22 protein-coding genes are annotated in these 20,725 nt (G+C 61.0%); 15 read left to right on the top strand and 7 right to left on the bottom strand.

Going from position 1 to position 20,725, the window contains the following annotated elements; translation table 11 throughout:
* Positions 1-14: 14 nt before the first annotated feature.
* The 6 genes from RBB29_RS01285 to preA all read left to right on the top strand — a co-directional run bounded on the left by RBB29_RS01285 (position 15) and on the right by preA (position 5,321).
* The gene (locus RBB29_RS01285; protein ID WP_306113342.1) at positions 15-362 is read left to right on the top strand and encodes a Lin0512 family protein; all 348 of its coding nucleotides are present in this window, start codon (positions 15-17) and stop codon (positions 360-362) included.
* Positions 359-721 (top strand): Lin0512 family protein, encoded by a 363-nt coding sequence (locus RBB29_RS01280; protein ID WP_306113341.1) that lies wholly within the window; start codon positions 359-361, stop codon positions 719-721. Before RBB29_RS01285 ends, RBB29_RS01280 begins: the two co-directional genes overlap by 4 nt.
* 115 nt (positions 722-836) lie before the next feature.
* On the top strand, positions 837-1,604 hold the full coding sequence (locus tag RBB29_RS01275) for a FadR/GntR family transcriptional regulator (RefSeq protein ID WP_306113340.1): 768 nt from the start codon (positions 837-839) through the stop codon (positions 1,602-1,604).
* A gap of 181 nt (positions 1,605-1,785) precedes the next feature.
* On the top strand, positions 1,786-3,108 hold the full coding sequence (locus RBB29_RS01270; RefSeq protein WP_306113339.1) for an NAD(P)-dependent oxidoreductase: 1,323 nt from the start codon (positions 1,786-1,788) through the stop codon (positions 3,106-3,108).
* A 41-nt stretch (positions 3,109-3,149) separates the two neighbouring features.
* Positions 3,150-3,986, top strand: a complete 837-nt coding sequence (locus tag RBB29_RS01265; RefSeq protein ID WP_306113338.1) for a class I SAM-dependent methyltransferase — start codon at positions 3,150-3,152, stop codon at positions 3,984-3,986.
* Between the two features lie 30 nt (positions 3,987-4,016).
* Positions 4,017-5,321, top strand: coding sequence for an NAD-dependent dihydropyrimidine dehydrogenase subunit PreA (gene preA, locus RBB29_RS01260; protein ID WP_306113337.1), 1,305 nt, complete (start codon positions 4,017-4,019; stop codon positions 5,319-5,321).
* A 7-nt stretch (positions 5,322-5,328) separates the two neighbouring features.
* Here preA and RBB29_RS01255 read toward each other — a convergent pair whose 3' ends face one another.
* The 3 genes from RBB29_RS01255 to RBB29_RS01245 form a co-directional block, all read right to left on the bottom strand.
* Positions 5,329-5,748, bottom strand: coding sequence for a hypothetical protein (locus RBB29_RS01255; RefSeq protein ID WP_306113336.1), 420 nt, complete (start codon positions 5,746-5,748; stop codon positions 5,329-5,331).
* 133 nt (positions 5,749-5,881) lie between these two features.
* Entirely contained in the window at positions 5,882-6,502 is a 621-nt protein-coding gene (locus RBB29_RS01250; protein WP_306113335.1) for a TetR family transcriptional regulator C-terminal domain-containing protein, read from the bottom strand.
* A 79-nt stretch (positions 6,503-6,581) separates the two neighbouring features.
* On the bottom strand, positions 6,582-7,217 hold the full coding sequence (locus tag RBB29_RS01245) for a TetR/AcrR family transcriptional regulator (protein ID WP_306113334.1): 636 nt from the start codon (positions 7,215-7,217) through the stop codon (positions 6,582-6,584).
* 125 nt (positions 7,218-7,342) lie between these two features.
* Here RBB29_RS01245 and RBB29_RS01240 point away from each other — a divergent pair, with 125 nt between their 5' ends.
* From RBB29_RS01240 to RBB29_RS01200, 9 genes are all read left to right on the top strand, one after another.
* The gene (locus tag RBB29_RS01240; protein ID WP_306113333.1) at positions 7,343-8,593 is read left to right on the top strand and encodes a Zn-dependent hydrolase; all 1,251 of its coding nucleotides are present in this window, start codon (positions 7,343-7,345) and stop codon (positions 8,591-8,593) included.
* Between the two features lie 4 nt (positions 8,594-8,597).
* The gene (locus RBB29_RS01235; protein WP_306113332.1) at positions 8,598-9,182 is read left to right on the top strand and encodes a hypothetical protein; all 585 of its coding nucleotides are present in this window, start codon (positions 8,598-8,600) and stop codon (positions 9,180-9,182) included.
* A gap of 3 nt (positions 9,183-9,185) precedes the next feature.
* Entirely contained in the window at positions 9,186-10,649 is a 1,464-nt protein-coding gene (hydA, locus tag RBB29_RS01230) for a dihydropyrimidinase (RefSeq protein WP_306113331.1), read from the top strand.
* Entirely contained in the window at positions 10,649-11,143 is a 495-nt protein-coding gene (locus RBB29_RS01225) for a hypothetical protein (protein ID WP_306113330.1), read from the top strand. The genes hydA and RBB29_RS01225 overlap by 1 nt, the downstream gene beginning before the upstream one ends.
* Positions 11,136-11,918 carry an ABC transporter ATP-binding protein gene (locus RBB29_RS01220; RefSeq protein ID WP_306113531.1) on the top strand — a complete coding sequence of 261 codons (783 nt, stop codon included), beginning with the start codon at positions 11,136-11,138 and terminating at the stop codon, positions 11,916-11,918. Before RBB29_RS01225 ends, RBB29_RS01220 begins: the two co-directional genes overlap by 8 nt.
* A gap of 90 nt (positions 11,919-12,008) precedes the next feature.
* Complete coding sequence (locus tag RBB29_RS01215) at positions 12,009-12,881, top strand: ABC transporter permease (RefSeq protein ID WP_306113329.1); 873 nt, start codon at positions 12,009-12,011, stop codon at positions 12,879-12,881.
* The gene (locus tag RBB29_RS01210; RefSeq protein WP_306113328.1) at positions 12,881-13,720 is read left to right on the top strand and encodes an ABC transporter permease; all 840 of its coding nucleotides are present in this window, start codon (positions 12,881-12,883) and stop codon (positions 13,718-13,720) included. The genes RBB29_RS01215 and RBB29_RS01210 overlap by 1 nt, the downstream gene beginning before the upstream one ends.
* Before the next feature lie 33 nt (positions 13,721-13,753).
* Positions 13,754-14,758 carry an ABC transporter substrate-binding protein gene (locus tag RBB29_RS01205; RefSeq protein ID WP_306113327.1) on the top strand — a complete coding sequence of 335 codons (1,005 nt, stop codon included), beginning with the start codon at positions 13,754-13,756 and terminating at the stop codon, positions 14,756-14,758.
* Positions 14,759-15,018: 260 nt separating this feature from the next.
* On the top strand, positions 15,019-16,443 hold the full coding sequence (locus tag RBB29_RS01200; RefSeq protein WP_306113326.1) for a D-alanyl-D-alanine carboxypeptidase family protein: 1,425 nt from the start codon (positions 15,019-15,021) through the stop codon (positions 16,441-16,443).
* Between the two features lie 39 nt (positions 16,444-16,482).
* On the opposite strand, the gene ccoS is transcribed toward RBB29_RS01200, so the two are convergent.
* Genes ccoS through ccoG form a run of 4 tightly spaced genes read right to left on the bottom strand, consistent with a single transcriptional unit; the run spans position 16,483 to position 20,723 of the window.
* On the bottom strand, positions 16,483-16,641 hold the full coding sequence (ccoS, locus tag RBB29_RS01195; RefSeq protein WP_306113325.1) for a cbb3-type cytochrome oxidase assembly protein CcoS: 159 nt from the start codon (positions 16,639-16,641) through the stop codon (positions 16,483-16,485).
* A gap of 4 nt (positions 16,642-16,645) precedes the next feature.
* Positions 16,646-18,832 (bottom strand): heavy metal translocating P-type ATPase, encoded by a 2,187-nt coding sequence (locus RBB29_RS01190; protein ID WP_306113324.1) that lies wholly within the window; start codon positions 18,830-18,832, stop codon positions 16,646-16,648.
* Complete coding sequence (locus tag RBB29_RS01185; protein ID WP_306113530.1) at positions 18,829-19,287, bottom strand: FixH family protein; 459 nt, start codon at positions 19,285-19,287, stop codon at positions 18,829-18,831. Before RBB29_RS01185 ends, RBB29_RS01190 begins: the two co-directional genes overlap by 4 nt.
* Positions 19,287-20,723, bottom strand: a complete 1,437-nt coding sequence (gene ccoG, locus RBB29_RS01180) for a cytochrome c oxidase accessory protein CcoG (protein ID WP_306113323.1) — start codon at positions 20,721-20,723, stop codon at positions 19,287-19,289. Before ccoG ends, RBB29_RS01185 begins: the two co-directional genes overlap by 1 nt.
* Between the last annotated feature and the right edge of the window lie 2 nt (positions 20,724-20,725).

Genomic DNA, 20,725 nt, shown 5'->3' with positions numbered 1-20,725 from the left:
GCAGGGAGGACAAGATGCCCAAGCACCGCGTATTGACCGAGTTCGGTATGGGCAGCAGCCTGCGCCGCCAGGATTACACCGAAGCCGCGAAACGGGCGCTCAAGGATGCGCTTTGGCATAATTCGATCAACATGGCCGAGCTTTTCGGTTTCGAGAAGGAGGCGATGCTGATCGACGTGGAAATCGCCGTGCAGCAGCCGGACCAGGTGGATACCGAGGCGCTCAAATCCGTCTTCCCCTATGGCCAGATCAGTGTGACTGCACATCACGGCGGCCTCGACATCCCGCGCCCGGTCGGCAAGCCGACGGTCATTGCCAATGCCGCCATTTCGGTGAGTTTTGACATGGAGAGACGGACATGAACGATCAGCGTTTCATCATCGAAATGGGCATGGGCAACGACCTACACGGGATGGACTACCAAAAGGCTGCGCGCCGGGCGATCGAAGACGCGTTTCGCCACTCCACCTTGCCAATTTTCGGGGCCACCGGCCTCGATCACCGCGATATGCGCGTGCAGGTGACGGTGGGCGTGCAAGACCCTGCGCAGATTGATACCGACGCCATGGCCCAGATGCTGCCGCGCGGGACCGTCAGTGTCAGCGCCGTCAAGGGCGGGCAGAACGTGACCAACCCCGACAATGGCGAAACGCTTGTCATCGCCACGGCGGCGGTCGAGGCCTTCCTGCCGTTCCAGGGCGATACGTGGCGGGCCGTGTGAGGTCTACTTTGCGGACAAAGCAGCCGTTCATCATACGATCAACTTTCCGCCAAAGCTGAGCTTGTTCCGGCGACTCGGTGGTCATATAATCTGACCAATCAGCACGGAGCCCACGATGCCCTTCCAGAAAGTCACCCCGGAAAAACTCTCGACAGCAGTCACGCGACAGATCGAAAAACTGATCCTGCGGGGGATCCTGCGCCCCGGAGAACGGCTTCCGGCCGAACGGGAACTGGCGGATCGGCTGGGCGTCTCGCGTCCGTCGCTGCGCGAAGCGGTGGCAGAATTGCAGGAAAAGGGCCTGCTTGCGGCGCGCGCGGGCGCGGGCATTTTCGTGGCCGATGTCCTGGGTAATGCGTTTTCGCCAGCTCTTGTGCAGCTTTTTGCAGAACATGACGATGCGGCGATTGATTACATCGCCTTTCGCCGTGACCTCGAAGGTCTCGCCGCCGAACGGGCGGCGCGGTTCGCCTCGGACACGGATCTGAAGGTGATCCAGACGATCCTGGAAAAGATGGAGACCGCCCACGCCAAACCCAACCCACGGGACGAGGCGCAACTGGACGCCGATTTTCACATGGCCATCATCGAGGCGAGCCATAACGTCGTCATGCTGCACATGATGCGCTCCATGTTCCAGCTTCTGCGCGAAGGTGTCTTCTATAACCGGCAGGTTATGTTCAAACAGCGCCTGACCCGCGATATGTTGCTCGACCAACATCGCGCGATCAATTCGGCACTGCAGGCCCGTGATCCCGGGGCCGCGCGCGCCGCGGTGACCGAACATCTCAACTATGTCGAAGCCTCGCTCACCGACCAACAAAAAGCCGAACGAAACGAAGAGGTTGCCCGACAACGGTTCGAGCATGAGCAGTCCCGTTAGAGACCCGCCACACACCGTAAACCACCGTTTCCAATCGAAAAACTGCAGGTCAACGACCGCACCGGGGCGCGCCGTCTCCTGAGCAAGGAGTCGCAATTTCATGAATAAAAATTTTACCAATTGATAAAATTTCAAAATATGGCACACTGAGTAGCGACATTACGCCACCCAAGAGGAAGCCATGACCAATAATGCGCTGACCCCCGGTATCGCTGCCGGACGGCTGGATCAGGCCAGCTATGCCGAGAATTTCGCCGATCTGCACCCGCCTTTGGACGATCACGAGGCCCTGGTAGCCGCGGATCGCTGCTATTTCTGCCATGATGCGCCCTGCATCACCGCCTGCCCCACGGATATCGACATCCCGCTCTTCATCCGCCAGATTGCGACCGGCACACCGGAGGCCGCGGCGCAGACCATCCTCAACCAGAACATCCTGGGCGGTATGTGCGCCCGGGTATGCCCAACCGAGACGCTTTGCGAAGAGGCCTGCGTGCGCGAGGCGGCCGAAGGCAAGCCGGTTCTGATCGGACAATTGCAACGCTACGCAACCGATACGGTGATGGCGCAGGGCGTCCATCCGTTTGAACGCGCAGCCCCGACGGGCAAATCCGTTGCCGTGGTGGGTGCGGGGCCTGCGGGCTTGTCCTGCGCGCACCGGCTCGCGATGCGCGGCCATGACGTCACGCTCTATGACGGCCACGCCAAACCAGGCGGGCTGAATGAATTCGGCATCGCCACCTACAAATCCGTCGATGATTTCGCCGCGCGCGAAGTCGATTGGCTGATGCAGATCGGCGGCATCACGCTTGAAGCAGGCAAGGCCCTTGGTGACGGGCTGGCCCTGGATCAACTCAGGTCGGAATTCGACGCGGTGTTTCTGGGCATCGGCCTTGGCGGTGTGAACGCGCTTGGGGTCGAGGGGGCCGACAAGGACGGTGTGCTCGACGCTGTCGATTTCATCGCCGATCTGCGACAGGCGGTCGACGTCGCCACCCTCCCCATTGGCCGCGATGTGGTCGTGATCGGCGGCGGCATGACCGCCGTGGACGCGGCGGTGCAGGCCAAACTTCTGGGGGCGCTCAATGTCAGCCTGGTCTATCGTCGGGGCCGCGACCGGATGAACGCCAGCGAATTCGAGCAGGATCTCGCGGCCTCCAAGGGCGTCCGGATCATCACCAACGCCTCGCCCAAGGCGGTGCATGGCAACGGCGCCGTTCGCGAAATCGAGTTCGAATACACCGACAATGACCTGAACCCCACCGGCGAAACCGTTCGCCTCGCCGCGGATCAGGTCTTCAAGGCCATTGGCCAGACATTGACCGGCGATGACCTGCCCGATCTTGACGGGCGCAAGATCTCGGTCACCGGCGCGGGCCGCACCAGCGTGGCGGGCGTCTGGGCCGGGGGTGATTGCGCTGCTGGTGGTGATGACCTCACCGTCACGGCGGTGGCCGAGGGGCGCGATGCCGCCGAGGACATCCACGCCTCCCTGATTTCATGATAGACTGAGGGCATATTTCAAAGCATCGAAGGAATTATGCCATGACCGATATCGAAACTCTTGTTGCCAATCACTACGCCGGTGCGACGCTGCTCGACAACATCCGCGCGGCGTTGAAAGAGGCTGGCGTAGACCCCGATGCGCCCGGCATCGAAGATCTCAAACCGGTGGATGAATTCCACACCGGCGGGTTGGAGGCCACCGATGCATTGCTGGATCAGTTGCAGATTACGCCGGAAACCCGCGTTCTGGACATCGGGTGCGGCATTGGCGGGGCGGCCCGTCATGTGGCGGCAAGGACAGGGGCACATGTGCGCGGGTTCGACCTGACCCCGGATTTCGTCGACACGGGCGCGGCGCTGTCGGAGCTGGTCGGCATGAGCGGCCAGACCAGTTTCCAGGTGGGCAGCGCACTGGACATACCTGAGCCGGAAAACAGTGCCGATCTGGCCCTCATGTTTCATGTCGGCATGAATATCGAAGACAAGGAAACCGTATTCAGCGAAGCCGCGCGGGTCCTGACCCCCGGCGGGACATTCGCGCTTTTCGACGTCATGCGCGGCTCGGACGCGGCCCTGACCTACCCCTTCCCCTGGGCGGAAGAGGCAGCGTTCTCATTCGTCAGCCCGCCTGAGGATTACCGCGCCGCGGCAAAGGCGGCGGGGTTCGAACAGGTGGCCGAGCGCGACCGCTCCGACTTCGCCAAGGATTTCTTTGAACGCGTCTTTGCCCGGATCGCCCAGGCCGGCGGGCCACCCCCCGTGGGCATTCACCTACTCATGCATGAGACCGGCAAGACCAAGATCGAAAACTACATCACGCATCTTCACGCCGGGGATATCGCCCCGACCGAGATGATCTTTCGCCTGCCCGGATAGCGGCGCGCGACAACAGGGAAAGGAAAGCCGATGGCTGATCTGACATCCAATTTCATCGGGATCAAATCCCCCAACCCGTTCTGGCTGGCCTCCGCGCCACCGACGGACAAGGAGTACAATGTCCGCCGGGCGTTTGAGGCCGGATGGGGCGGTGTCGTGTGGAAAACCCTCGGCGAAGCGGGTCCGCCCGTCGTGAACGTCAATGGCCCGCGCTACGGGGCGATCTGGGGGGCGGATCGGCGGCTTCTGGGGCTCAACAACATCGAGCTTATCACCGATCGGCCTTTGGAAGTGAACCTTGAGGAGATGAAGCGGGTCAAGAAGGACTACCCAGACCGCGCGCTCATTGCCTCCCTGATGGTGCCCGTGAACGAAGATGCGTGGAAGGAGATCCTGCACCGGGTGGAGGATACCGGCTGCGACGGGGTGGAGCTCAATTTCGGCTGCCCCCACGGTATGAGCGAACGCGGCATGGGCAGTGCCGTCGGCCAGGTGCCGGAATATGTGGGCCAGGTGGCGCATTGGTGCAAAAAGCATTCCGACCTGCCGGTGATCGTGAAACTCACGCCCAACATCACCGATATCCGCAACCCCGCCCGCGCGGCGATGGAAGGCGGTGCGGATGCGGTGAGCCTCATCAACACGATCAACTCGATCACATCTGTCGATCTGGACCTCTTCGCGCCGGAGCCGACGATTGACGGCAAGGGTGCGCATGGCGGCTATTGCGGCCCGGCGGTCAAGCCGATTGCGCTCAACATGGTGGCCGAAATCGCGCGTTCGCCGGATATGGCCGATCTGCCGATCAGCGGCATTGGCGGCGTCACCACATGGCGGGACGCGGCAGAGTTCATGGCGCTTGGTGCGGGTAATGTGCAGGTCTGCACCGCCGCGATGACTTATGGATTCAAGGTCGTCCAGGAGATGATTTCCGGCCTCAGCCAGTGGATGGATGAAAAAGGCATCACCGATACGGGCCAGATTGTCCGCCGCGCGGTGCCCAATTGCAGCGATTGGCAACACCTGAACCTGAATTACGTGGCCAAGGCCAAGATCAATCAGGATCTCTGCATCAATTGCGGACGCTGCTATGCGGCCTGCGAGGACACCTCGCACCAGGCGATTTCCATGTCCGACGACCGTGTTTTCGAAGTGATGGATGACGAATGCGTGGCCTGTAACCTCTGCGTCAATGTCTGCCCGGTCGACGGGTGCATCACCATGGAGCAAATGGCCCCCGGCACGACCGACCCGCGTACCGGCAAGGTAGTTGAAAAGGAATACGCCAACTGGACGACGCATCCCAACAATCCGGGAACCTGCGCCGCAGAATAAACCTGGCTCAGACCAGCAATTCGAACCTCTCTTCGGTGGCGGGTTCTTCAAAGTCCGCCATCGGGATCACCTTCCAGGACGCATCAAGTCCTGAATAGTCCACCCCCTCGGTCAGTTCTTCGCCGCCGTCGGCATCCTCATCCACCCCGTCTGCAAGCGCCGCGAAAACGCTTTCCGCCTCGGAGGAGGGACCACCGGGTAGGCCGAAATCCGGGCCCTCCGAAAGCGTCGGTCCGACACGGGGCAAACCCAGCTCAAAGAACGGGAATACGGCGTCTGTCGCAGGCAATGGCTGGTAAACGGCGTCCTGCTCCGCGCTGCTGCCGGACGTCGCGCCGGTCCGGTCGGCGGCCTCAACCGATGTTGGCTTTGACCATGAAGTGAAGGAAACCGCAGGCCGAATGGCAGTTTCTATCGCGTGTAACATATCTACTCCGTTTAACTGTGTTACAAACCTCCTTGCCACCGGAGAACATACCGCAAACGGCATCCGAAACGTAGCGTTTTCAGTAGTTTTTGCTAACAAAGGGTTAACGTCGGGCCGCCCAGGACGGCGCGGATTACGGGCTGAGCGCCTTGCGGAAAAACCGATCGAGATAGAGGGCCGCACCTTCCGCGGTTGCCTGCCGGTCTGCCATGAGCACACTGACCTGCGCTTCGAAATCCGCGTAATGCTGGGTCATGGCCCAGATCGAAAAGATCAGGTGGCGGGGGTCGATCGGGGCGATGTGGCCTGCATCGACCCAGCCTTCGATTACTGCGACCTTTTCATCGAAAAGAGGTTTGAGGCCGGTTTCCAGATGCGGCCCGATCCGGGGGGCGCCCTGGAGAATTTCATTGGCGAAGAGGCGGCTTTCGCGGGGGAATTCCTGGCTCATCTCCAGCTTGCGATGCACATAGCGCATGATTTCCTCAAGCGGTTCGCTGTCGGGGTTCAACTCGCGCAGCGGATCGAGCCAGGTATCCATCAACTGGTTCAGGAGGGTGACATGGATGTCCTCCTTGCCTTCGAAATAATAGAGGATGTTGGGTTTGCTCAGGCCCGCCTGGGCCGCGATCTGATCCAGCGTGGCGCCGCGAAACCCGTGCTGCGAAAATACCTCCAGCGCTGCATCAAGGATCAACGAACGGTTCCGCTGCTGGATACGGCTGGGCTTCTTTTCGCGCGGGCTGCTGGCCATCTGTTCATCCGGTCCTGTGGTTCGAACCACCATGCGGCATTTGACGAGCGGGGAAAAGACCGATGCAGGCGTTAATCGCCTACGCCGTCGCGCCGATCCCTTTCAGGATAATGGATTTGACCGATGCCTTGGCCTCTTCCCATTGATCGTCGCTGAGGGGGGTGCCACCGTTCAGCGTTTCGATCTGATGGCCGAAATCGGCATAGTGCTGTGTCGTGGCCCAGAGCATGTAAAGCAGGTGGCGTGGATTGATCGGATCCATCTTGCCATCGTCGATCCATCTTTGAATGACCGCCATGCGCCCTTCGGTCCATTCCACCAGCGTGGTTTCAAGGTAATCCTGGATCACCGGCGCCCGGTGCATCACCTCCGACGCCCAGACCTTGGAGCCCGCCGGGTGCCGTCGGCTGATCTCCATCTTGGCGTCGATATAGGCACCGATTCCCTCCACGGGTCCGGGGGCGGCCTCAAATATATCTGCCGCCTGCAACCAGACCTGGAAAATCCGCTGCACCACTTCGCGGTAAAGCGCCTCCTTGGTGGGGAAATAGTAATGCAGATTTGCCTTCGGCAGGCCCGCCACATCGGCGATCAACTGCATCGTCGCCCCGCCAAACCCCGCCTCTGCAAAGACTTTTTCCGCCGCCTCCAGAATGACCCGCTCATTCTCCTGGCGGATTTCCTTTTTGCTCAAGGGACGGGCGCTTTGCGGCATTGTTCGGCAGGTCCAGAAATTTCTTGACCGGTTGGTCAGGATGTGGTGCTCTCATCTTGACCATACGGTCAGGATGCTACCGATTGCAAGAGGGCCGACAGACGCCCCGCCATAGGGAGAGAAACATGACAGCCCCCGGACAGAACCTCAAGATCAACGGCGAACGGTTATGGGACAGCCTGATGGAAATGGCCAAGATCGGCCCCGGCGTCGCGGGTGGCAACAACCGTCAAACGGTGACCGACGAAGACGGTGAGGGCCGCGCGCTCTTTCAATCCTGGTGTGAAGCGGCGGGCATGTCCATGGGCCTCGATACGATGGGCAACATGTTCGCGCGGCGGGAGGGAACCGACCCTGACGCTCTCCCGGTCTATGTCGGTTCCCACCTCGACACGCAGCCCACCGGCGGCAAATACGATGGCGTTCTGGGCGTACTGGCGGGGCTGGAACTGATCCGGACCCTGAACGACCTCGACATCAAGACCAAACACCCGATCGTCGTGACCAACTGGACCAACGAGGAAGGCACCCGCTTTGCCCCCGCCATGCTGGCCTCCGGCGTGTTTGCGGGCATTCATGACGAAAGCTGGGCGTATGACCGCGAAGATGCCGAGGGGCTGAAGTTCGGCGATGAATTGAAACGCATCGGCTGGCGCGGCGACGAACCTGTGGGCGCGCGCAAAATGCACGCATTCTTCGAACTCCACATTGAACAGGGACCGATCCTTGAGACCGAAGGCAAAGATATCGGCGTCGTCACCCACGGTCAGGGGCTTTCGTGGACGCAAGTGACCATCACCGGCAAGGACAGCCACACCGGCTCCACCCCGATGCCCATGCGCAAGAATGCGGGCCTGGCCATGGCGCGGGTGCTGGAGAAAGTCGAGGAGATTGCACTGTCCCACGCCCCCGATGCGGTGGGTGCCGCGGGCCATATCGACATCTACCCCAACTCGCGCAACGTGATCCCCGGCAAAGCGGTTTTCACCGTCGATTTCCGCTCGCCCAACCTCGACGTCATCAACGACATGGTGGCCCGCATGAAAACCGCCGCGACCGAGATTTGCGATGACATGGGCCTTGGCGTGGAATTCGAAGTGGCCGGTGGGTTCGATCCCGTCACCTTCGACGAGACCTGCGTCACCGCCATCCGCAACGCCGCCGAACGGCTTGGCTATTCGCACCGCAACATCATCTCGGGCGCGGGCCACGACGCCTGCTGGATCAACCGCGTCGCCCCTACCGCGATGGTGATGTGCCCCTGCGTTGATGGCCTTTCCCACAACGAAGCCGAGGAGATTTCAAAGGAGTGGGCTACGGCGGGCACCGATGTGCTGATGCACGCGGTTGTTGAGACGGCGGGGATCGTGGAGTGAGCTGTTGCAAAAGATCCTGACATTCGGAAACATCGCGTCCGCTGTGACATTTCTGGCCGCGGGGTTTGCCATCGGCATCGTTATGGGAAATAGACAATCCTACGAAAGCGGTGTTCGAGCTGGTAGCGGTGACTTGGCGATTGCTTATGATGCCCTCGAAAAATATGGTGAAATTGTAAACCAGGCTCCGGTTTTGGATCAATATGACAAAGACAGCCGCGAGTTGATACAAAGCATTATAAGCGAAGTTGAGGACAAGAATTTCAGCCGGGCGCAGGATCTGATGCGCTCTGAATTGACACTTCTCAACAAGGATGGCTGCAAAGGCAATGGCGACGTCTTCAAAGTCAGCAACACGTCACCAAGCTTCCGAAACTGCGAAACTGACCAGGTTGCCTTGTTCTCCATCAAAGGCACAGCGTATGTGAACGTCACATTCGGAGCGGAATTGAAATCACTATCCCCGGGGCAGCCCAAAACGTGGGATCTCGGTGGCAATGAAACATGCACAATAGCTGTTGCTGCTATTGGACAGGACGGCGGTGAAGTCGTCGCGAATACGATATTTCAGGGATGCGGAGGGAGCTAAATAATGACCACCAAAGTCATCAAGAATGGCACGGTTTGCACAGCAGATCGCACTTGGAAAGCCGATGTCCTGATCGAGGGTGAGACGATCAAGCAGATTGGCGAGGACCTGAAGGGTGACGAGTATATCGACGCCGAGGGCGCCTATGTGATCCCCGGCGGCATCGACCCGCATACCCATCTGGAAATGCCCTTCATGGGCACCACGGCGGCCGAGACGTTCGAGACAGGCACCTGGGCCGCGGCTTGTGGCGGCACCACGATGCTGGTGGATTTCTGCCTGCCCGGCGCTGACGGGTCGATCAAGAACGCGATCAACGAGTGGCACCGCAAATCCGCCCCACAGATCTGCGCCGATATCGGCTATCACATGGCGATCACCGGCTGGAACGAGAGCATCTTTAACGAGATGAAAGATGCCGTCGACATGGGCGTCAACTCCTTCAAGCATTTCATGGCCTATAAGGGCGCGCTGATGATCGAGGATGACGAGATGTTCGCCAGCTTCAAGCGCTGTGCCGAGCTGGGCGCGCTGCCGATGGTCCATGCTGAGAATGGCGATCTGGTGGCCGAGCTGCAGGAGAAGTATTTCAACCAAGGCATCACTGGCCCCGAGGGCCACGCCTATTCCCGCCCGCCGGAGCTGGAAGGCGAGGCCGCCAACCGCGCCATCACCATCGCCGACACCGCCGGTGTGCCGCTCTATATCGTGCACGTGAGCTGCGAGCAGGCGCATGAAGCAATCCGGCGCGCACGGCAAAAAGGCATGCGGGTTTACGGCGAGCCGCTGGTGCAGTTCCTGACGCTAGATGAAAGCGAATATTTCGACAAGGACTGGGACCACGCCGCGCGCCGGGTGATGTCCCCCCCCTTCCGCTCGAAAGACCATCAGGACAGCCTTTGGGCCGGATTGCAGGCTGGCAGTTTGCAGGTGGTCGCCACCGATCATGCGGCCTTCAACACCGAACAGAAACGCGCAGGACGGGAGGATTTCCGGATCATCCCCAACGGTTCGAACGGGCTCGAAGAACGCCTGCCGGTGCTCTGGACCCATGGCGTGGAAACCGGGCGGCTCACGCCCAATGAATTCGTGGCCGCGACCAGCACGAACGTGGCCAAGATCCTCAACATCTATCCCAAGAAAGGCGCCATTGTCGAAGGCGCGGATGCGGATATCGTGGTTTGGGATCCGAAAATCACCAAGACGATCTCACCGGCCAATCACCATTCGATCCTCGACTACAACGTGTTCGAGGGCTTCGAGGTGACGGCCAATTCGCGCTACACCATCTCACGGGGCGAAGTGATCTGGGCCTGGGGGCAGAATTCGCAACCGCAACCGGGCCGTGGCCGCTTCGTCCCCCGCCCGGCCTTCCCTTCGGCCCATGAGGCGCTGAGCAAGTGGAAACAGCTCACCGCGCCGAAGATGATCGAACGTGATCCGTTGAATATTCCATCGGGGATTTGATGTTTCGCAAACGAAGTGAAAAACAAATCAGGGACCTGGAGGATGGAGAAAGGTTTGCCAGAACCGCGGCTTTTACCTTCGTTCTGGTCTATCTTGCGTATCCTATTTTTCTGATGGCCAAGCAAAACTCACATACGGACCCGACAGGAAATCTTGGGGGATTTGTTTTCTTGATATGGTTCTTCGGGCTTGGCTTGGCCGCCAAGATGTTTTTCTTCGGAATGATCGCCGGGGCTCTCAGCTTCTTTCCAATCTACAGGTTGTTGTCATACAAGTTAGAGGTGAAACTCTCGGCAACCTTGGCAGCCTCGGTCGCAGCTTATGTCGCTATCGTGGTTTCATATCATATTGGGATTGAGTTCTCGCCATTTGGTTTTTCTTGGAATGCCGACCACGGCGCATATGCATTTTCTCGAGATTTAGGGATTTTCGCAGCAATTGTCGCCTTGCCGATAGCACGCATAATGTGGATAGGAGCGCATGCGAATGCTTGATCCGGTGATCCTGGCTGAAGACCTCAGCCTGACCTTCCAGACCAATGACGGCCCGGTGCATGCGCTTAAGGACGTGAACCTTGAAATCGACAAGGGTGATTTCGTGAGTTTCATCGGCCCTTCGGGCTGCGGCAAGACGACGTTCCTGCGGGTCATGGCCGACCTCGAACAGCAGACGGCGGGGACGATTACCGTCAATGGTGTGACCCCCGAAGAGGCCCGCCGCAACCGTGCCTATGGCTATGTGTTCCAGGCCGCTGGGCTCTATCCGTGGCGCACGATTGGCGGGAATATCCGTCTGCCGCTTGAGATCATGGGCTATGACAAGGCCGATCAGGAGGAGCGGGTCAAGAGCGTGCTGGAACTGGTCGAACTGGCCGGGTTCGAGAAGAAATTCCCCTGGCAGCTTTCGGGCGGGATGCAGCAGCGGGCCTCAATCGCGCGGGCGCTCGCGTTTGATGCGGACCTCCTGCTAATGGACGAACCGTTTGGTGCGCTTGACGAGATCGTGCGCGACCACCTGAACGAACAATTGCTGCATCTGTGGGACTCGACCCACAAGACAATCTGCTTTGTCACCCATTCAATCCCCGAAGCGGTGTACCTTTCCACCAAGATCGTGGTCATGTCGCCGCGTCCTGGGCGGATTACGGACGTAATCGAAAGCACCCTGCCCCGCGAACGGCCGCTGGATATCCGGGACACGCCGGAGTTTATCGAGATTGCCCACCGGGTCCGTGATGGCCTCAGGGCGGGGCATGGCGATGATGTCTGATCACATTCGCTCACCCGTCCCGGGCCTGACCCGGGACCTCTGCGTTGGCCAGGAGGCCCCGGCTCGGGGGCCGGGGCGCGAGGGGGCGTGATGCGGAATGTTGGTCCAATCCTGACCGTTGTCGCGGCGCTGTTCCTGCTTTGGTACGGCGCAGCGATCCAGCTCAACAAGCCCTGGGCCCTGGACAAGGCGCAACGGGCTGGTGTTGAACTATCCTTCAACGAGTTGGTCGCCGACACCTGGAGCCAGAAGAAGCCGAAACTGCCCGTGCCGCATCAGGTCGGGGCCGAGCTTTGGAAGACCACCGGCGAGATGGTCGCCAAGGGCCGCGCTTTCTCAAAGCGGTCGCTCCTCTACCACAGTTGGGTCACCTTCAGTTCCACCATGCTGGGCTTCGTGCTTGGCACGCTACTCGGGATCGCGCTGGCCGTGGGCATTGTCTATAACCGCACGATCGACATGAGCGTGATGCCCTGGGTGATCGCCAGTCAGACCATCCCCATCCTTGCCATCGCGCCGATGATCATCGTGGTCCTCAACGCGGTGGGGATTTCGGGGCTGCTGCCCAAGGCGATGATCTCGATGTACCTGTCCTTCTTCCCGGTGGTGGTCGGCATGGTCAAGGGGCTGCGCAGCCCAAGCGGGATGCAGCTTGACCAGATGCGCACCTGGAACGCCAGCCCGTCGCAGACCTTCTGGCGACTGCGCCTGCCCTCCTCGATGCCGTACCTCTTTACCTCGCTCAAGATCGCCATGGCGGCGAGCCTTGTGGGCGCCATCGTCGGTGAGTTGCCCACCGGCGCCGTCGCGGGCCTTGGCGCGCGGCTCTTGGCCGGGAGCTATTACGGTCAGACAATCCAGATATGGAGCGCACTTATTATGGCGGCGACGCTGGCGGCGATCCTTGTCGGACTGATCGGTTTGCTGCAACGCATGACGCTCCGTCGCATGGGGATGCTGTAATGGGATGGGTTTCTTTCGCTTTCCTGGCCTGGCTCGTCGGGTGGAGGATCAACTCCTGGCTGGCGCATCTGCCACGAACGCGGGCCACAGCCCTGGGCGTGCCGATCATCTTTGGCGTGACGGTCATCGCCATTTGGGAATGTCTCGTCCGCGGCCTCGAGATTTCGCCGGTCCTGCTGCCCGCGCCCACGCAGATCGCCCAAACCTTCGCCGCCTCCACCGCGATTCTGTGGGAGGATTTCGTACAGACGGTGCTGAAGGGTGCGCTTTCCGGCTATATCCTGGGCTCTGGTTCTGCCTTCCTGATCGCCATCGCCGTCGACCGCTTCCCCTTCCTGCAGCGCGGGTTGCTGCCCATCGGAAACTTCGTGGCCGCGCTGCCGATCATCGGGATGGCGCCCATCTTGGTCATGTGGTTCGGGTTTGACTGGCAATCCAAGGCCGCTGTGGTCGTCGTAATGGTCTTCTTCCCGATGCTCGTGAACACCGTGCAGGGGCTTCAGGACACCGATGCGATGCAGCGCGACCTGATGCGAACCTATGCGGCGGGCTACTGGAAAACACTGCTGAAACTCCGTCTGCCAGCGGCGATGCCGTTTATCTTCAACGGCCTCAAGATCGCCACCACGCTGGCACTCATCGGGGCCATCGTGGCCGAGTTCTTCGGCTCGCCGGTGCGCGGCATGGGCTTTCGGATTTCGACTTCGGTCGGCCAGTTGGCGATGGATCTCGTCTGGGCCGAGATCGTGGTTGCGGCCATCGTCGGCTCGGGCTTCTACGGCGGGGTTGCACTCCTCGAAAAGACAATGACATTCTGGCACCCATCTCAGAGGCGCTGAACATCAAGCAATAACCAATAAGGGAGAACAAAGATGAACAAGTTTACCAAGGCAATCGGAGTTGCCGCGACGGGGGCATGGGCCGCCCTTGGGGCATCCGGCGCCCAGGCAGCGGATGATGTCACGCTACAGCTCAAATGGGTCACGCAGGCGCAATTCGCGGGCTATTACGTGGCGCAGGATCAAGGGTTCTACGAAGAAGAAGGCCTGAACGTGACAATCAAGCCCGGGGGACCCGATATCGCGCCCGCGCAGGTGATCGCCGGTGGCGGCGCCGATGTGGTGCTGGACTGGATGCCCTCGGCCCTGGCCTCGCGCGAGAAGGGCCTGCCGCTCGTGAACATTGCGCAGCCTTTCAAATCGTCCGGCATGATGCTGACCTGCCGCAAGGATGCGGGCATCGAAAGCCCTGACGATTTCAAGGGCAAGACGCTCGGCGTCTGGTTTTTCGGCAATGAATACCCGTTCCTGAGCTGGATGAGCCAGCTTGGCATTCCGACCGATGGTGGGGATGACGGCGTGACGGTCCTCAAACAAGGTTTCAACGTCGATCCGATCCTGCAGGGTCAGGCGGCCTGCGTCTCGACCATGACCTATAACGAGTATTGGCAGATCATTGACGCGGGGCTGACCTCAGACGATCTGGTCGTGTTCAAATACGAGGATCAGGGCGTCGCCACGCTTGAGGACGGCATGTATGTGCTCGAAGAAAACCTGAGCGATCCGGCTTTCGAGGACAAGATGGTGCGCTTCGTCCGCGCGTCGATGAAGGGGTGGAAATGGGCCGAAGAGAACCCCGATGAGGCAGCACTGATCGTGCTCGACAACGACGCATCCGGCGCCCAGACCGAAGAGCATCAGAAGCGCATGATGGGTGAGATTGCGAAGCTCACCGCCGGATCGAACGGCGCGCTGGACCCCGCGGATTTCCAGCGGACGGTCGAATCGCTCCTCTCGGGCGGCTCGGACCCGGTCATCACCTCTGACCCCGGCGAGGCCGCTTGGACCCATGCGATCACCGACAAGGCGTTGAACTGACGCCATACCCAACCATGGATCAGGGCGCCGGTTGCGGCGCCCTTTTTTTGTCGCGTCACCTTCGCCGCATTCTCGCCAAAATCGCTTTTCTGGTAGGACGAGCATCCATGCTCCGCAACATCTGGATCGGGGACTGTAACAACATGCAATAATTCCTTGGGAATGAACGCTTTATTTACCAAGATCGCTATGATACGCTGAGAGGACATAACAAAAGCCAGTCGGAAAACCGGCGGCATGAGGCAGAAAAGAGTAGTTCCATGAAGGCGCGGAGCAGGCAGCCGGTCCGTTGGGGCCTGGTGGCGTTGGCCACAATCTGGATGTTGGTAATCGTACCGCTGAGTGCGGCAGCAGCGCCCTATGCGGCGATGGTGATCGACGCACGATCGGGGAAAGTGTTGCATTCGCGAAATGCGGACACGCGCTTGCACCCGGCATCCCTTACCAAAATGATGACGCTCTACATCGTGTTCGAAGCGGTGGAGAATGGCGAGATCAGCCTTGATACCAAGGTGCGCATCTCGAAACACGCGGCAAGCGAACCGCCCAGCAAACTAGGCCTGAAGGCAGGGCAGCGTATCGCGTTGCGCTACCTGATCCGCGCGGCGGCGGTCAAATCCGCAAACGACGCCTCCACGGCACTTGCCGAGGCGATTGAAGGGTCGGAGGCGCGTTTTGCCCGCCGGATGAACCGCACCGCCAAGGCGATGGGCATGACCCGCACCACGTTCAAGAACGCCCATGGCCTGACGGAATCGGGACACCTGTCGACGGCGCGTGACATGACGACCCTGGGCCGGCACCTGTTTTACGACTACCCCGAGTACTACAACCTGTTTTCCCGGATGACCGCCAATGCGGGGGTCAAGACGGTTTACCACACCAATCGCAAGCTGTTGGCCAGCTATCGTGGCGCGGACGGGATCAAGACGGGCTACACCCGTGCGGCTGGCTTCAACCTGGTTGCCAGCGCAGAGCGCGGCCGGGAACGGATCATCGCCACGGTCTTTGGCGGACGCTCGACGCGGACCCGCAATGCCAAGGTGGCAGAGCTTCTGGATCTCGGTTTCAAGCGCGCACCGTCGCGTGTCGCCATAAGCCGCCCTGCCCGCCCTGCATATTACGGCAGGATCGGAAACGGCACGCCGGAGGGCGTCGGCAAGACGGTCCGGCTAGCAGCCGCCGCCGCGGTCAGGAAAAGCCTGCGTCCGGCCCTGCGTCCGCGCCCGGCCAACACGTCCATCCTGGTGGCCGCGAAGGAAGATATCGACAAGGCCGTGATGGCCGCCCAGGCCGCAGAAGTGGCCGAGTTGAAGAAACCCCAAGGGGCCGAAGCCGCCACATTGCGGATGGTCAAGCCCACCGCGCGGCCCAAGGCGATCGTGCTGTCGGAGGCTCCTGCGGCAGAGCAGGAACAGGAAGTCGTGACCCGGCTTTCCACATCTGGCGGGCGGCATTGGGGCATCAACGTGGGCCGGTATCCCAGCCAATACAAGGCACGCTCGGTCCTGTTGCAGACGGCATTGAACGAGATGAGCACGCTCGATGGCAGCCTGCGCAAGGTCGTGGCGCGCTCGAACGGGTATGATGCGAATTTCATGGGTCTGACCCGGGAAACCGCCGACCTCGCCTGCCGTAGACTTCAGGCGAAACAGATCACCTGTTTCATGATCGGGCCAAGCTGACCCTCAAACTCCACCATTGCCGAGACAGAGAGAACGCCCCTATTTCTTGGGGCGTTCGTCGTATTCGTCGCTGAGTATCCGGCGGCTGTCGCCTTCGGGATCGTCATACTGGTTCGAGCGGACCGTGTAGACAAAGGCGATCAGGCCCACACTGCCCAGAAGGAGCGAAATCGGGATCAGATATGCCAACACGTTCATTTGTTCACCTCAGCCTGAGCGCGTTCAATGAGACGGTAATCGAGCTTGTGGACATGGCAAGTGCCGCAATCAGCGGCGTCGCCAATCCGATCACCGCCAGCGGCACGGCAATCACGTTGTAAAGCGTTGCAATGCGGAAATTCTCTCGGATGCGGCGGGTTGCCGCTTCGGCCGTTTTGCAGCCCGCCGCGACGGGCGAGAGGTCGTTGCCCAGCAGAACGATATCGCTGGCCACGCGCGCCGCGTCGAGTGCGGTGGCGGGCGAGATCGACACATGGGCAGCGGTCAATGCGGCCGTGTCATTCAGCCCGTCCCCGACCATCAACACCTTGGCACCTTTGCTGGTGAGATCCTGAATACGCGCGGATTTATCAGCCGGCAGCGCCTCGGCCAGCCAGTGACGAATGCCCAGGCGGTTTGCCAGGTCTTCGACGGCGGGGGTGGTATCACCGGACATCAGATAGACTTCCTTGCCGCTTTCCTGCAATGCCGTGACCGCCTCCTCCGCGCCATCACGCAAACGGTCGGAAAACGTCAGGGCTGTTGGATCGCTCCCCTCAACACCAAGATAGGTTGCCGTCACCGGGAGGGCCTCCGCCCCGGTCCAGCTTGCACGGCCAAGGCGCACCTCGCGCCCGTCCCATTGACCCTTCGTGCCATATCCCGGCACCTCGGTGATCGCCTCTACCTTGGCCATGGCGATGCCGGCCTGCCGGGCCGCCTGGTTGATGGCGCGGGCCAGCGGATGCGATGACCCCTGTGCAAGCGCGTATGCGATCCCAAGCGATTTGCGCGGCAGATCGGCCAGGTTGGTGAGTTCCGGCGTCCCGGCGGTCAGGGTCCCGGTCTTGTCGAAAACGACCGTATCCACTTCCGCCAGACGCTCCAGCGCGGTCGCGTCCTTGACCAGCATCCCGCGCCGGAAGAGCCGTCCGGACGCTGCTGTCGTCACCGCGGGCACCGCCAACCCAAGGGCACACGGACAAGTGATAATAAGCACCGCCGCCGCGATATTGAGCGCCACGCGCACATCCCCGCTATAGAGGTGCCAGCCCAAGAAACTGAGCGCCGAGAGAATATGAACACCGGGCGCATAGAGCTTGGCCGCCTTGTCGGCAAGCGAGGTGTAGCGCGAACGGCCGGATTCGGCGATCGCCACCAGGTCGGCCATCTGGTGCAGTGAGGTGTCGGCCCCTACGGCGGTGGCACGAATGGTCAGCGGCCCGGTCAGGTTGACCTCGCCCGCCGACACGGCCTGCCCCGGCTCAGCCAGGACCGGAAGCGTTTCGCCGGTGAGAAGCGACCGGTCGAGTTCCGACATGCCGCTGATGATCTCCCCATCAACCGGCATCCGACCACCGGGCCGGACGAGAACCAGATCACCGACTGCCAGATCGGCCAGCATCACTTCCTCTTCCTCATCATCGACCAGCCGGGTCGCGCGCGGCACCTCAAGCGCCGTCAGTTCTTCGGCGGCGGACCGGGCGATGGCACGGGTGCGGTGATCGAGGTAACGGCCCGCCAGCAGGAAGAATGTCAGCGTCAGGGCGGCGTCGAAATAGGCGTGTTCGCCCGAAAGGGCGGTTTCCCAAAGCGAGGTGACGACCGCCAGCAAAATAGCCAGGGTGATCGGCACATCCATGTTGAGTTGCCGGTTCGACAAAGCCGCCCAGGCATTTCGGAAAAACGGCTGCCCGGCGAAAGCGATCGTCGGCAGGGCAATGGCGGCGGATATCCAGTGGAAGAGGTCGCGCGTCGCCGCCTCCGCCCCGGACCAGACCGCGACCGACAGAAGCATCACATTCATCGACGCAAACCCCGCCACCGCCAGGCGCATCAGCAGATCGCGCCCGGCCTTGTCCGTGGCCGTTGCATTCAGCGTGCCGGCATCAAGCTCATGCGCTTCATACCCCAACCCCTCGACAAGCGCCGCCATCTCCAGTGCGGTGACGTCCGGCGCGGCGTCGATACTGGCGCGTTTGAGGGTCAGGTTCACGCGCGCGGATGTCACCCGCGGGTCAGCATTTAGTGCGCGTTCGATCTTGGAAATGCAGGCCGCGCAATGGACTGTCGGCAGCGAAAGGGCGATCTGCGCCGCGTCCACCTCACCGCGCGCGGCTACGACTTCAGCCGCGGGGGCCGCCGCGCAGGCCGGACAGGCCGAGGGAGAGGGGCGCAGCGTCGCGGTCATTTCTTGTGCAGCACCACGCGCTGCGTGAATTCGGTGCCATCCTTGGCCACCGCGACCATGCGGATGTTCCAGTTGCCGTCACCCAAAACAACCGGCGCTACATAGGCCGTGCCGTCAAAGGTAAACTCGGGTTCCTGATCGTCGTAGACATGGGTGGCGCGGCCAACGGTGGCGGTCAGGGATTGCACGACCACGGGCGCATCTTCGGCATCGACGATACTCAGCCGAAGCTGACCCCTTTCGTGATCGGCGCGCACGGTCCAGCCAAGCGCCTCCTGCGCGGCACGGCGATCATCGAATTGCTGACTGGCGACGTAGGAGTTCTTGACCTCCAACCCCGGGAAGGTTTTGACCGCGCTCCAGGCGAGCACGAGGTTGACGCCGATGATGATGCCGAACGCGCCCACGAACCCTGCGAGGACATGCCGTCCGGTAATTTGCCCACCTGCTGCCATCATTGACCCTTTCCGTTAAAGACCGTGTCCTTGTAGGCCCGTTCGCCATTTGTCGTGTCTTCGACCCATATCCGCAATTCGGTGCGTTCCGCGTTTGCCGGTGCCGAACCTGCGGGAGCCTCCAGGTAAACCCGCTGATTGAAGGTCGTATCCGCCGGGACCGTGACCGAGCTGCCGGGGACACCCTCCAGCGTGACCTGGATCGAGGGATCGCCCCGCAATGTAAGATTAAAAAGCCGATCCTCACCATGTTTATTCAGCAACCGCACCTCGTAGGTGTTGCGAATCGTCCCGTCGGCCATGGTCACAAAGGTTGGATTGCGCACCGGGGCAACGGTCATCTCGATATCCGCGCGGATAAAGAGCGCAAAGAGCAGACCCACACCCACAAGCGACCAAAGCGCGGTGTAGAGGATCGTGCGCGGCCGCAGGATGTGTTTGATGATCGGCTTGGGCGGTTTGCCCGCGCGTTCGTTTTCCTCGTCGGTGAGCGCCATGTAGTCGATCAATCCGCGCGGCTTGCCGATCTTGGCCATGATGTCGTCGCAGGCGTCGATGCAGAGCGCGCAAGTGATACATTCAAGCTGCTGCCCGTCGCGAATGTCGATCCCAACCGGGCAGACATTCACGCAGGCCATGCAGTCGATACAGTCGCCCTGAGTCGCACCGGCCTTGACCTCGGGGGAATTCTTGCGCGGCTCCCCCCGCCATTCGCGGTAACCCACGACAAGCGTGTCCTCGTCCATCATTGCGGCCTGGATACGCGGCCAGGGACAGGCGTAGATGCAGATCTGCTCGCGGGCGAAACCACCGAAGAGGAAGGTTGTACCGGTCAGGATTGCGACGGTCGTGTAGGCGACCGGATGGGCGTTGAGGGTGAAAAGATCTACCAGAAGCGTAGGTGCATCCGCGAAGTAAAAAACCCAAGCGCCGCCCGTAGCCACCGCGATCAGCAACCATGTGATCCATTTGATCATCCGTAATCTGAACTTACGGAAATCCATCTTCTTCTGGCGGTGCAGGCGCAGGCGCGCGTTTCGGTCGCCTTCGATCCAGCGTTCGACAAGGATGAAGAGATCGGTCCAAACCGTTTGCGGGCAGGCATAGCCGCACCAGACCCGGCCAAGCGCCGAGGTGAAGAGGAAGAGGCCCAGCCCCGCCATGACCAAAAGCCCCGCGACGAAATAGAATTCGTGCGGCCAGATTTCGATCCAGAAGAAGAAGAAACGGCGGCTGGCCAGATCGACCAGAACGGCCTGATCCGGCAGGTTCGCGCCGCGGTCCCAGCGGATCCAGGGGGTGAGATAGTAGATGCCCAGCGTGACCGCCATGATCCACCACTTCAGGTTTCGGAAAGGTCCGTAGACCTTCTTGGGAAAAATCGGCTCGCGGGGCGCATATAGGCTTTGAGGCGCGTCGGGCTGGCTATTGGCCACGG

Origin of the sequence: Roseovarius sp. MMSF_3359 (assembly GCF_030733385.1) — a bacterium.
GTDB lineage: Bacteria > Pseudomonadota > Alphaproteobacteria > Rhodobacterales > Rhodobacteraceae > Roseovarius.
Note: the sequence above shows the minus strand (reverse complement) of the source record. Positions and strands in the feature narration are given on the sequence as shown.